Source organism: Streptomyces bugieae (genome assembly GCF_036352915.1).
GTDB lineage: Bacteria > Actinomycetota > Actinomycetes > Streptomycetales > Streptomycetaceae > Streptomyces > Streptomyces endophytica.
Window position 1 is genome coordinate 17,911 of sequence record NZ_JAZBJP010000039.1, and the last position, 12,449, is coordinate 30,359.

The 12,449-nt window shown below is 71.7% G+C and carries 10 protein-coding genes; 7 read left to right on the plus strand and 3 right to left on the minus strand.

Annotated elements, in window-relative coordinates; genetic code table 11:
- Positions 1 to 19: 19 nt before the first annotated feature.
- The 4 genes from V2J85_RS34935 to V2J85_RS34950 are packed head-to-tail and all read left to right on the plus strand — an operon-like array spanning position 20 to position 4,224.
- Complete coding sequence (locus tag V2J85_RS34935) at positions 20 to 2,179, plus strand: nuclease-related domain-containing DEAD/DEAH box helicase (RefSeq protein WP_330823789.1); 2,160 nt, start codon at positions 20 to 22, stop codon at positions 2,177 to 2,179.
- Positions 2,180 to 2,208: 29 nt separating this feature from the next.
- A complete protein-coding gene (locus V2J85_RS34940) occupies positions 2,209 to 2,970 on the plus strand; it encodes a chitin-binding protein (protein ID WP_330823790.1) in 762 nt (253 codons plus the stop codon).
- Between the two features lie 33 nt (positions 2,971 to 3,003).
- Positions 3,004 to 3,780: an Fpg/Nei family DNA glycosylase gene (locus V2J85_RS34945; RefSeq protein ID WP_261956535.1), complete on the plus strand. Its 777-nt coding sequence runs from the start codon at positions 3,004 to 3,006 to the stop codon at positions 3,778 to 3,780.
- 57 nt (positions 3,781 to 3,837) lie between these two features.
- Positions 3,838 to 4,224, plus strand: a complete 387-nt coding sequence (locus V2J85_RS34950; RefSeq protein WP_261956534.1) for a VOC family protein — start codon at positions 3,838 to 3,840, stop codon at positions 4,222 to 4,224.
- Between the two features lie 30 nt (positions 4,225 to 4,254).
- On the opposite strand, the gene V2J85_RS34955 is transcribed toward V2J85_RS34950, so the two are convergent.
- The gene (locus V2J85_RS34955) at positions 4,255 to 5,250 is read right to left on the minus strand and encodes an Lrp/AsnC family transcriptional regulator (RefSeq protein WP_261956533.1); all 996 of its coding nucleotides are present in this window, start codon (positions 5,248 to 5,250) and stop codon (positions 4,255 to 4,257) included.
- 153 nt (positions 5,251 to 5,403) lie between these two features.
- Here V2J85_RS34955 and V2J85_RS34960 point away from each other — a divergent pair, with 153 nt between their 5' ends.
- The 3 genes from V2J85_RS34960 (at position 5,404) to V2J85_RS34970 (ending at position 9,402) form a co-directional block, all read left to right on the plus strand.
- Complete coding sequence (locus V2J85_RS34960) at positions 5,404 to 6,918, plus strand: MFS transporter (RefSeq protein ID WP_330823791.1); 1,515 nt, start codon at positions 5,404 to 5,406, stop codon at positions 6,916 to 6,918.
- Between the two features lie 194 nt (positions 6,919 to 7,112).
- Positions 7,113 to 7,244 (plus strand): hypothetical protein, encoded by a 132-nt coding sequence (locus V2J85_RS34965; RefSeq protein ID WP_261956531.1) that lies wholly within the window; start codon positions 7,113 to 7,115, stop codon positions 7,242 to 7,244.
- Between the two features lie 133 nt (positions 7,245 to 7,377).
- Complete coding sequence (locus V2J85_RS34970) at positions 7,378 to 9,402, plus strand: ABC transporter ATP-binding protein (protein WP_330823809.1); 2,025 nt, start codon at positions 7,378 to 7,380, stop codon at positions 9,400 to 9,402.
- A gap of 51 nt (positions 9,403 to 9,453) precedes the next feature.
- Here the strand turns inward: V2J85_RS34970 and V2J85_RS34975 are convergent, their stop codons facing one another.
- Positions 9,454 to 10,425, minus strand: a complete 972-nt coding sequence (locus V2J85_RS34975) for a DEAD/DEAH box helicase (protein WP_330823793.1) — start codon at positions 10,423 to 10,425, stop codon at positions 9,454 to 9,456.
- A 145-nt stretch (positions 10,426 to 10,570) separates the two neighbouring features.
- Entirely contained in the window at positions 10,571 to 12,445 is a 1,875-nt protein-coding gene (locus tag V2J85_RS34980; RefSeq protein ID WP_330823794.1) for a DUF1998 domain-containing protein, read from the minus strand.
- Between the last annotated feature and the right edge of the window lie 4 nt (positions 12,446 to 12,449).

Below are 12,449 nucleotides of genomic sequence, written 5' to 3' on the forward strand. Positions count from 1 at the left end.
CGAGGTGAGGGGGCGCGGGATGACGGCAGGCGGGTCGGCGGCGGGGAGCGCGGCGGGCGGATCGGCATCACGGCGGGCCCAGGAGGCCCGGCGCCAGGAGCGGCTGTTACGGGAGCAGTGGCGGGCCGCCCGCCAGCGGGCCGAACGCTGGGAGGCGGCGAGCGAGGGGGAGCGGCGGATCGCCGCCCAGCTGCTGATGCTGACCGAGCGGGGCTGGCGGCTGCTGGTGGACCGGCGCTGGCCGGGCACCCGGGCCGCCAACGTGGACATGCTGCTGATCGGGCCCGGCGGGGTCTTCGTCATCGACGTCAAGAACTGGCGGGCCGCCCCGGAACCGTCCGGCGGGCGGCTGCGGGCCGGCGGGTTCTCCCGTGACGAGCACCGGCGCAAACTCCTCGCGGTCACCAAGGCCGCCGAGGGCGCGGTGGCCGCGCTGGGCATGTCACCGGTGGCGGTCCGCCCGCTGATGGCCTTCGCCGGCCAGCGCGTCGACACCGAACTGGGCCGGCTGCGGCTGCTGGGCGAGCACGAGATCGGCCCGGCGCTGCTGTCGGAACGCACCCGGCTCTCCGCGGGCTCGGTGCGGGCGCTCGCCGAGCACCTGGGCCGGGTCTTCCCCGAGTACGAGGACCCGGCGGCCGACAGGACGGGCGCCCGGACCGCGCGGTACCGGGCCGGGACCACGCCGGCCGCACCCTCCCCGGCGGACGACGGCCTCTTCGACCTCGACGGGCTGCGCCAGGCCGCCCTGGACGAGGCCCGGCGGGCCCCCATCGAGCGGTGGATGACCTTCCTCGACCCCGACCAGCTCGCGCTGGTGCGCCGCAACTGGGCCGGCCCGGCCCGGATCAGCGGCCCGGCCGGCACCGGCAAGACGGTGGTCGCGCTGCACCGCGCCGCGTACCTCGCCCAGCGCACCGGCGGCCGCGTCCTGTACGTCACCTTCGCCAACAACCTGCCGCGGGTGCAGGCGACGTTCCTCACCACCATGGCCCCCGCGGTGGCCGACCGGATCGAATTCAGCAGCCTGCACCACTGGGCGCAGACCTACCTCCAGTCCCGCGACGTACCGGTGCGCCTGCACCGGGAGAAGGCGGAGACGGCCTTCAGCCTCGCCTGGAAGCACCTCGGCCGGGACAGCTGCCTGGCGGAGATCGATCCGCTGCCCCGCTACTGGAAGGAGGAGATCGACCACGTCATCAAGGGCCGCGGGATCACCTCCTTCGACGAGTACGCCGCACTGCCCCGCCTGCGCCGCCGCACCAGCCTGCGCCATCCGCACCGGCAGGCCGTCTGGGCCCTCTACGAGGCGTACGAGGCGCAGCGCAGAGAACGCGTGGTGCACGACTTCAACGACGTGCTCTCCCTCGCGCTCGCCGAGACGGCCGGCCGCGGTGGCCACTCCCCGTACACGGCCGTCGTCGTGGACGAGGTCCAGGACCTCACCCTGGTCGGCGTGCGGCTGCTGCACTCCCTGGTGGGGGACAGCCCCAACGGGCTGCTGCTGGTGGGCGACGGCCAGCAGGCCGTCTACCCCGGCGGGTTCCGGCTCTCGGACGCCGGGATCGACATCCGCGGCGACCGGGGGCAGGTGCTGCGCGCCAACTACCGCAACAGCAAGGAGATCGTGGACACCGCGCTGTCCGTCGTCGCCGGGGACGCCTTCGAGGACATCGACGGCTCGCGGACCCCGGGCCGGCGGGACGTCGACCTGACGTACCACCACGGCGAGGTGGTCCGCGCGGTGCTGCCCTCGCCCGCGGCGCACGACGCGGCGCTGGTGGCGGTGCTGCGCGGCCTGACCCCGCAGGAACTGGCGGACTCCGCGGTGCTGTGCCCCGCCACCCGCGCCATCGAACGCTACCGGCGGCTGCTGACCCGGGCGGGCGTACGGGTGTGCCTGCTGGAGAGTTACGACGGGCGGCCGGTCGCGGCGGTGAAACTGGGCAGCTACCGGAGGGCCAAGGGGCTGGAGTTCAAGCGGGTCTATCTGCCCCGTCACGAGGCGAACCTGACGGACGGGAAGGAGGCGGAGGAGGACGGCGGGACCGCCCGTGAGCAGGGAGAACTGATGCGGAGCCAGCTCTTCGTGGCGATGACCCGGGCGCGGGACGTGCTGTGGCTGGGCAGCGTCCGGCCGAGCGGCACGGCGGGTGAATCTGCGCGCCGGGAGGAATAGGACAAAACGGTCTCGGGAATGTTGGGTCCATGCGACGCAAGACCGCTCTTCTCGGCGCCGTGGCCCTCACCGGAGCGCTCAGCGCGGCGCTCGCCGTGTCCGTACCGCCCACGGCGCGGGCCACCACCGGCACCATCATCTTCCACATGCGGCCGGGCAACCGGCAGTACCAGATCGTCGACCCCGGCGACGACCACTGCTACGGCCTCGGGCCCGGGGGCGGCGGGGTGGTGAACGACACCCCGCTCGACCTCGTCCTGTGGCCCTCGCGCGACTGCACCGGCAACCCGATGGCCACCGTCCGGGCCGGCACGGAGGCGGTGTTCGCCCGCTACGGCAGCCTGCAGCTGGCCCCGTCGGACGACTACCAGGAGGACCCGCCGGCGGCCGATCCGCCGCGCGATGAGGACCCGCCGCGTGATGAGGATCCGCCGCGTGATGAGGATCCGCCGCGCGACCAGGACCCGTCGGGTGATCAGGACCCGTCGGGTGATCAGGACCCGTCGGGTACCGAGAATCCGCCGGGCGACCAGAACCTCCCACCGGGTTCCGAGAACCCGCCGTCCGCCGTCCACCCGCCGTCGGCCAAGCCCTCGTCACCGCCCGCGGCACGCCACTCGTCCACGCATCCGTCGACGCACTCGTCAACGCATCCGTCAGCGCCCTCGGTACGGCGCCCCGCCCGGCACTCGTCCCCGCACTCGTCCCCGCACACGGCCCGGCACTCCTCGCCGCACGCGGCGCGGCACTCCTCGCCGCACGCGGCGCGGCACTCGTCGCGCCACGCGTAGCAAAGGCCGACCTCCCAAGGGGCGGTGGGCCGGATGCCCGAGTTGCCGGACGTCGAGGGCTTCCGGCGGACGCTCGTCGCGTGTGCGCGGGGCCGGGTGATCCGGCGGATCGAGGTGTACGACGAGGGCGTGCTGCACGGGGTGAGCCGGCAGCGGCTGCGCGGCGAGCTGGAGGGGCGCCGGTTCACCGAGCCGGAGCGGCACGGGAAATGGCTGCTCGCGCACACCGGCGGCCCCACCCTGCTGCTGCACTTCGGGATGACCGGACGGCTGGTCTGCTGCTCCCCGGACGATCCGGTCCACCCCCACGACCGGGTGGTCTTCACGCTCGGCCGCGAGCGCCAGCTCCGCTACCGCGACCAGCGCAAACTCCAGGGCCTGTGGCTCATGGACCCGGCCGGTACGGAACGGATCCTGAGCCGCCAGGGCCCGGACGCGGGGAAGGTGGGCCGGGCGGACTTCCGGGCCGCGCTCGCCGGGCGGCGCGGCAGCCTCAAGGCCGTCCTCATGGACCAGTCGGTCCTCGCCGGGCTCGGCAATCTGCTGGTCGACGAGATCCTCTGGCGCACCGGCCTGCGTCCCGGCCGCCGCGCCGGTGACCTGTCCGCCGACGACTGCGACCGGCTGCACACCGAGATGCGCCGCACCCTGCGGGCGGCGGTCCGGGCGGGCCGCGTCCCGCCGCGCGACTCCTGGCTCACCGGCCGGCGCGACGACCCCGGCCCGTCCTGCCCGCGCTGCGGCACACCACTGCGCCGGACGCGGGTCGCCGGGCGGGGCACGGTGTGGTGCCCCCGCTGCCAGCCGTGAACCCGACGTACCGTGCCGTGCCGTGGCCCGAGGCGATCACCCCGAGGAGGAGCCCCGATGAAGTCCCCCGTCATCGCCCCGTGCCTGGGCGTGCCCGACACCCAGGCGGCCTGCGACTACTACGAGAGGCTCGGCTTCACCGCCCTGCCGGGCACCGACGACTCGGACGACGACCTGCGCATCCTGCTCTTCGACGGCGCATTCGCGTTCATGGTCTACCGGGACCAGCACCTGCGCGGCTGGCTCCCGGTCCTCAAGGACACCCCGGTGGGCGCGTTCGGCATGTTCTACCTGGCCGTCGAGGACTTCGAGGCCTACGTCGAACGGATCCGCCCCCTGGTCAGCGTCACCAAGGACGTGCTGACCCACCACGGCCAGAAGCTCTTCTACTTCACCGACCTCAACGGTTACGTGGTGGGGGTCACCCAGCGGCAGACGTGGTGAGGCGGGGCCCCGGCCCCGGTCGACGGCGCGTCAACGTGCCCTCGTAGGAGGGGCGACGAGTGGCCCGGCCGCCTTGACGGTGCGGAGCACCGGTGCGGTCTCCAGGGCGTGGATCGCGCGCTGGCCGCCGAGGCGGTGGGTGAGGTAGCGGTGCAGGGCCGCCGGGTCGGAACAGAGGGCGTGCGCGACCACGTTCGTCCGGCCGGTGGTGGCGGCGACGAAGGCGAGTTCGTCGTGTCGGGCCAGGGCGGTGGCGACCTGCTCCAGGCGGGCGGGGGCCACCGTCATCCAGAGCAGCGCCTGCGTGGTGGCGCCGAACAGCGCGTCATCGCATTCGACGTCGAAGAACAGCGCACCGGAGGCCCGCAGGGCGGCCAGCCGGCGGGCGACGGTGGCCGGTGACCAGCCGGTGGCCGCGGCCAGTTCGGCCTGGCCGGCCCGGCCGTCCCGCTGCAGCGCGGCCAGCAGCGCCTGGTCGCCGTCGGCCGGCGCGGCGCCCGCGGAGGGGGAGGGGGCGGCGTTCTCCCGTGCCGGTGGCGCGAGTTGGCGACGCTGTCGGGCGTCGAGGACGTTCGCGCGGCCGCGCCAGGCGGTGGGGCCGCCGAGGTAGGTGTGCAGCAGGTAGTGCGCGGAGACCGCGGCGATGCCGGCGGTGCGCGGGATGTCGTGCAGCAGGAGGGACCGGCCGTCGGCGCCGCCGGCCGGGGTGTGCACCACGGCGATGATCTCCGTCCCGCCGGAGGCGAGCTTCACCCACGAGGTGTCCGGCCGCCGGGCCAGCGCACGGGCGAGGTCCTGGGCGCTGTGCGGGGTCGCGGTGAGCCGGACCAGCCACTGGGCCCGGCCCGCGCGGTGCGGATCGGCCAGCCCGACGACCCGCAGACCGGCCTCGGCGGACAGCCGCCGGTAGCGGCGGGCCACGGTCTGCGTCGAGACGCCCAGCACCTCGGCGATCCGGCTGAACGGCGCCCGGCCGTCGAGGTGCAGTGCGTGGATGAGCCCGCGGTCGATCTCGTCGAGCGGCATACCCGGGCCTCCTGGCCGTGCACGGATGGACGAATTCCTCGCCGAACGGGCCCGTGGTGGAAAGAAACTGCGAGTGGAACCCCCTGGCTGGAACGTTCACCGTACGCGCCCGCAGGCTCGGCCGTGCATCCGTGACGGCCGAAGGGACACCCCATGCCGAACCACCCCTTGTCGAAGAGCTCCGGGCCGGCCCGCCCGCTGCCGGCCCGCCCGGCCGGTCCGCCGGCCGCGCCGTACCCCCGGCGCCGAACCGCGCTGGCGGCGCTGCTGCTCGCCGAGGCGATGAACCTGCTCGACTCCACGATCATGACGGTCGCGGCGCCGGTGATCCACGCCGACCTCGGCGGTCCGGCGTCCGGCATCCCCTGGTACAGCGCCGCGTACACGCTGCCCTTCGCGGTGCTGCTGATCACCGGCGGCCGGCTCGGTGACATCGCCGGCCGCCGGCGGCTGCTCCGCCTGGGGATCGCCGGCTTCGTCCTGGCCTCCACGGTCTGCGCGCTGGCCGTCTCCCCGGCGATGCTGATCGCCGCGCGGGCCGTCCAGGGCGCCGCGGCCGCCCTGGTCATCCCGCAGACCATCGGGCTGATCCGGGCCATGTTCCACGGCGACGCGCTGGCCCGGGCCATGGGCAGCATCGGCCCGGTCATGGGGCTGGCCGCGGTCTGCGGGCCGGTGCTCGGCGGGGTGCTCACCCACGCCGACCTGCTCGGCTCGTCCTGGCGGGCGGTCTTCCTCGTCAACCTCCCGCTCGGCCTCGCCGTCCTCGCCGCGACCCCGCTGCTGCCCGAGGACCGCTCGGAGCGGCGGCCGCGGCTCGACCTCACCGGCACGGCGCTGGCCGTCCTCGGCACCGGACTGCTCGTCCAGCCGCTCCTCGACGACGGGCTGCCCCGCTTCGCGCTCCGGCCCTGGGCCGTCCTGGCCGGCGGGCTCGCCGTGCTGACCGTCTTCGGGCTGCAGCAGCGCCGCCGTGCGCGTAAGGGCCGTAGCGCGCTGGTCGAGGCGGGACTGTTCCGCGGCCGCGGCTTCCCCGCCGCGCTGGCCGCCTCGCTGCTGTTCTTCGCGGTGGTGAACGGTCTGATGATGGTCGTCGTGCTGCAGCTCCAGCTCGGCCTGCACACCGACGCCCGGTCGTCCGGGCTCACCCTGCTGCCCTGGTCGACCGCGATGGCGGTGGCGTCCTGGAGCGCCGGCGCCCATCTGGTGCCCCGCTACGGCTCCCGGGTGATGTTCGCCGGGCTCGCCGCACTGCTCGCCGGCGCGCTGGCCGCCGTCGCCGTCTACGCCACCGCCCCCGCCGCCTCCTACCCGTGGCCGCTGCCGGTGGCGCTGGCGGTCTGCGGGCTGGGACAGGGGCTGTTCGCCGTCCCGTTCTTCACCACCGCGCTGCACCGGGTCCGGCCGCACGAGACGGGCTCGGCGGCCGGGCTGCTCAACGCCGCCCAGCAGCTCGGCGGCACGCTCGGCACCGCACTGCTCGGCGCGGTCTTCTTCCACGCGTTCAGCGGCCCCGCGGTCCCGTCGGCCGGCGTCACCGGCGCGCTCTTCGCGCTGCACGGCGTACGCGATGCCTTCTGGGCCGCGGTCGCCCTGCTCACCTGCACCGTCGTCGCCGCGGCCGGTATGCGGTCAAGTCCCGTGGCGGCCACGGCGGGTGATCGGTGAACGGGCGATCCGGGACCGGGGAAAGGCGGCTGCGGAGAGTGATGAATTGTCCACTCTGTGCAGGAAAATTAAGAATTTCAGCTTTCGTCTGAAATTTCACGTATTTTCCTTGTTGTCAGTAGGTGGGCGACGTAGCTTGGGAGTTGACGCCACCGGTAACGGGGCGTCGGAAAGGAAACAATCAAGGAGGCAGCATGAGCTTCCGGAAAGTCTTCCCGCGCAGGAACAGGCGCGACTGGGACCGTGACCGGGACCGCTACAGGAGGCGTCGCCGCAGGTACGGCCGCCGGCACAACAGGCGCCGTTTCTTCGACTACGACTACTGACCCACACCTCTGAGTTCGAGGCAGGCTCGCGTGGCGCGCGGGTCCGCCTCGTGCGTTTGAGCGGGTGTGCGTGAGGGCCCCTCAGCGGCCTTTCCGCCCGGTCCGACCAGCTGACTGATACGGCGTGGCCATCATGCATCTGCGCAGCTCGCGACGGCGGCCGGTGCGCACCGAGACGCCACCGGCCCCGGCGCCGACCGAAGCCTTCGCACCGCCGGCGGCGTCGACACCGCCAGCGCCCCAACCGGCCTGGGATCACGCGTCCGTTGGGGGCGGCCCGGAACGGCAACCCCCGGACCGGGAGCCCGCCTCCGAAGGATTCGGCCGGGGCCTGTGGGGCCCGCTGGCCGATCCCACCATCCGCACCCGGCGCGTCGGACTCAAGGAGTCGCTCCGCCGCTTCTGGCCGCTGACCAAGGGCGACCGGCGCTGGCTGCTCCTGGTCTGCCTGTGCGCCGTCGCCGCCGCGCTCACCGAGACCGCGGCCATCCTCCTCTTCGCCCAACTCACCGACAACGCCCTGCAGAAGGGCTCGGTCAGCGCCTTCTGGCAGCCGGCCGGGCTGTGGCTGACCGTGGCCGTCATCGGCGCGGTGGTGGGCTACCTCGGCAACTCGCTCGCCGCCTGGACCGCCGAGCGCTTCGTGATGCGCCTACGTGCCCGGGTCTTCGCCCATCTCCAGACGCTGCCGCCGCACTTCTTCCAGCGCAACCGGCGCGGTGACCTGGTCGAGCGGCTCACCGGCGACGTCGACGCCATCGAGCAGCTGGTGGTCTCCGGGCTCGTCCAGGCGGCCACCGCCCTCTTCGGCGTCATCTTCTACGCCGGCGCGGCCCTCTGGCTGCGCTGGGACCTCGCGCTGGCCACGTTCGTGCTGGCACCGGTGTTCTGGAGCGCCACCCGCCGCTTCACCGGCCGGGTCAAGGAGGTGTCCCGCCGGGAGCGCGCGGCGGACGGCGCGATCACCTCGGTCGTCGAGGAGGGCCTGGTCAACGTCGTGCTCACCCAGGCGTACAACCGCCGGCACGAGGAGGAGAAGCGGCTGGACCGGCAGGCCCGCGCCTGGTTCCGGGCATCGGTGACCAGCGCCCGCCTCAACGAGCTGTACGAGCAGGTCGTCGAGCTGCTCGAAACGCTCTGCGTCCTGGCGATCATCGGCCTCGGCGCGTGGGAGATCTCCGCCGGCCGGATGACCCTGGGCCAGCTGCTCGCCTTCGCCGCGTTCGTCGGCTACCTCTACCCGCCCATCCGCTCCCTGGGACAGCTGGGCCTGACCGCCACCGAGGCCACCGCCGGCTCCGAGCGCCTGCTGGAGATCCTCGACGCCCGCCCCGCGGTCACCGACCCGCCGCCGTCCCTCGTCGCCCCGCCGCGCTTCACCCGCGCCCTCGGCGAGATCGAGGTCCGGCACGTCGGCTTCCACTACCCCGACAGCCCCGACGAGGTCCTGCACGACCTCTCCTTCACCGCGGTCCCCGGCGAACTGCTGGTCCTCACCGGCCCCAGCGGCGCCGGCAAGTCCACCCTGGCCGCGCTGCTGCTGCGGTTCTACGACCCCGACACCGGCACCGTCCGCCTCGACGACATCCCTGTCCACCAGATGCCGCTCGCCCAGCTGCGCCGCAACATCACCCTGCTCCCCCAGGACACCCTCGTCCTGCACGACACCATCGAGGAGAACATCGGCTGCGGCCGCCCGCACGCCACTCACGAGGACGTGGTCCGCGCCGCCCGCGCCGCCGACGCCGAGACCTTCATCTCCGCCCTCCCGGACGGCTACCGCACGGTCATCGCCCCGGGCACCGCCCGGCTCTCGGGCGGCCAGCTGCAGCGCGTCGCGATCGCCCGCGCCATGCTGCGCGACGCCCCCGTCCTCGTCCTCGACGAGCCCACGACGGGCCTGGACATCCTGGCCACCCAGCGCATCCTCGCCCCCCTGCGGCGCCTCGCGGAGGGCCGCACCACCCTCGTGATCTCCCACGACCTGGACCTCGCCACCGACGCCGACCGCATCCTCGTCCTCGACCGGGGCCGCCTCGTCGAATCCGGCACCCACCCCGAACTCCTGGCCCACAACGGCCTGTACTCCACGCTCTTCCACGCCCACCCGCCGGGCCACGCACGTGAGGAACCCCGTTCATGGTCGCTCCTGCCCTGAGGCACGGTTCGAGGTCGCGTGGTGGCATGGCGTACGGGGGCCTGTGCCGATTCAGTTGGCCCGCTTCAGCACGTCCGCCGGTACATCCGCGACGATCCTCGGCTCCTGTGAGCCCACATACGCGAGATAGACCTCTTCCCGTGCCCGGGAGATCATTGCCTGGAAACGAAATCTGGAATCTAGGGTCGTCGGGTCCTCGGTGTACTGCTCGAGGTCGGGCACGAAAAGACTGTCGAACTCCAGCCCTCGTGCCGTCGATGCGCTGGTGATGAGGATTCCAGGCCTGTCAAAGTTCACCCGGGAGCGGTGCACGTCATTCGATACGTAGGCCTGGACGTGGGATTCGTGCCTCCGTTGAGCAAGTTTGTACTGAAGAGTGCCCACCAGGGCCGCCGTCCGACAGAGCACGCCGATGCCTGACTGTGGATGGGCCCTTGCATAGCGGATCAGCTCCTCTGCGAATTCGTCGAGCGAGCGCATGCGCACGAGGAGGGGCACGGTGTGCGAACGTGCGGGAGCGGGGAGGGGGCTCGCGGTGCCCGCTCGATAGTGCGACGCGAGTCTTGCGACCTCCTGCGTCGATCGGTGATCACCGTCCAACCGCACCTCACCGAGGCCTGCACCGAGTCTGGCCCGCATCTCGTTCAACGTGCTCTGTCGGTCGCCGATGCACCTATTCTCGTCGGCGAAGACGCTCACGTCGGCCCCCAGCGCGGTGCACAGCAGGTAGAAGTCGCGCGGCAGGTCCTGTCCCTCATCGATGACGAGGCTCGGCAAGGTCGAGCGTGCAGTGCGATGGTTCGGAAGCAGCCGTAGCACCTCCGACCAGTCGTAGCTCCATTCCCCCTGTCGGCCTTCGGGGGGAGGGCGATCGAAATGTTGCCGCCAGAAGCCACGGAACCAGCGGTGAAACGTGGTGAAGCGAACGTCCGTCGCCAGGCTCCCGGCCCTGCTCGCCGAGTACTGGAACAGAAGATTTGGGTAGCTGAGCATCACGACCTCTTTACCGACGGTGCTCAGCATCCAGGCTCTGTAGAAGGCGGCGGTGGTCTTTCCCGACCCCGGGGGGCCGGAGATCAGATAACGTCCCCCGGAGGCCAACTCCAGTACTTCGTACTGCGTCGGGGACAGCTGAAGGAGAGAAGGGATTCGGCTTTCCCGCATCGGCTCATGGGGTCCCAACGGTACTGGTGGCCTCCTCCAGTGCCGCGGCGATCACGGGTGCGAAGAAGCCGGCCACGGCCCCTTCACCAGTGATCAACGTGCGGTCGAGCAAGGCATTGCCCGTCTCGCAACTGGTCTCGGGCAGCAAGCAGCAAGCATGGCAGGCGGCACGGTTGACATTGGCGAAGCCGCGGCCTGTGGGATCGGCGCACAGCGGGTCGTTCGAGCACCACTGGGCGCTTTCCAGCATTCTGACCATGGTCTCGATGAGGTTCGGTGGTTCTCCCTGGCGCACGAGACCGCCGAGGGTGCCTTCCGCATCACCGGCTGCCGTGTAGATCAGGATGCCCGCCTGGAGGGGGCGGGTACGGTCGGGCTCAGGGCTCTTGGCGTAGATGCGCTCGCGGAGCGACGCCGCGTTGTATCCGCTGTCGAAGGAAAGCTGGCGGATGAACAGATGGGCGAGCGTGTGCAACATGACGTACCGCGGTCGCAGTGCCGGGCCGGTGCGTTCGCGCAGGCGGTCCCGCTGGAACGTCGTTTCCACGTCCGCGTCCATACTCGCAGCCCATTCCGCGACCGCCGGTAGCGCCTCCCAATCGAGCAGGCGCTGTTCATCGAAGGCGAGAAAGACGCCTTCGCCGTACGACTCGAAGGCGGGTAGCCACTGGGGCCTTTTTGCCACCGGATTCACGGAGATGAGGCGTTCACGTGTGCCCGGCTCGTACCGCCAGAAGCCCTCCAGTGCCCGGACCTCGCGAAGACGATCGGCGACGATCACGTTTGCCACCCGGTCTCCGATCAGTCTCCGGGACAGCGGGTCGTCGTCACCTGCCCCCAGGCCTACGTCACGCACGGTGAATGCGGCGGTGCTTTCGGCCTGGGCACGAGGGTCGGTGAATGCCCGCCACTCGGCTTCCGAGAGATCTTCCTGTCCTTCAGTGGTGACGACCTGCCCGGCGATTTCCTGTTGGTGACGCCGGAGCAGCTCCCTCACGAACTGCTCGGAAACCCCTGCTTCCTGGGCGATGACCTGTATGTAGAGCGCTTCGAGCGGCTGGCCCTCGGCAGACGACAAAGACATCCAGAGATGGTTGTCGTGCACGGCCTGGGTGCGCTCGTCCAGCGCGGCGTGCGTCCCCGTGCTCGGGATGTCCAGGGCGGAGTGCACCGAAGGGAAGTAAACATTGCTCGCACCGCGCTGCACGGCTTGTGGCGTTTCCGCGCACTCGACGGCCTCGTCTCTGCACTGCCAGGGCTGCTTCCCGGAGCACCGAATGTTGGCTCGCTTGAGTGCATCCTTCGTGTCGATTCCGCTCAGCGGGCGGGAGGCCTTGCAGGTGATGCAACGTACCGAGAGGGAGTCCAGGCCGGCGGAACGTTCGGAGAGGTCGAAGGCGAGAGTTTTGACGGCGCACTGACGCTGATCCGGGGTGTCCGCCCTGCTGTGGGCCCACCATCTCCAGTCGATGTCGGAGAGGTGGCCGTCACGACAGATCTGGACGAACCTCATCGGGGCCAGCTGAGGATTACGCGTACACCGGCCGCAGGTGGGGGTTTTATCCCTCTGCTCGTTGCCAGGCCCCCACACATACATGCGTCGGCACTGCGGGCAGAACAGCCAGTTCGGGAATCGCGCATACACGGGGCCGACCCGGGAGACGTACTCCGCCTTGCCCGAAGGAATCACGGGAGCCGCCCGGAAGCCGGCAACGTTGAGCCGGGCGGCAAGTCGAGGGGAGTGCACGGGGCTGCCGTGGCCTCCCCAGGTGCGAATGTCCGCTGCCACAAACGACTCGCCCCGCAGGTCGAGGATTCCCCCGACGCCGAACGGCATCACCGTCTGGGATCTGCGTACCTTTCGGTGCACATCCTTCATCGCG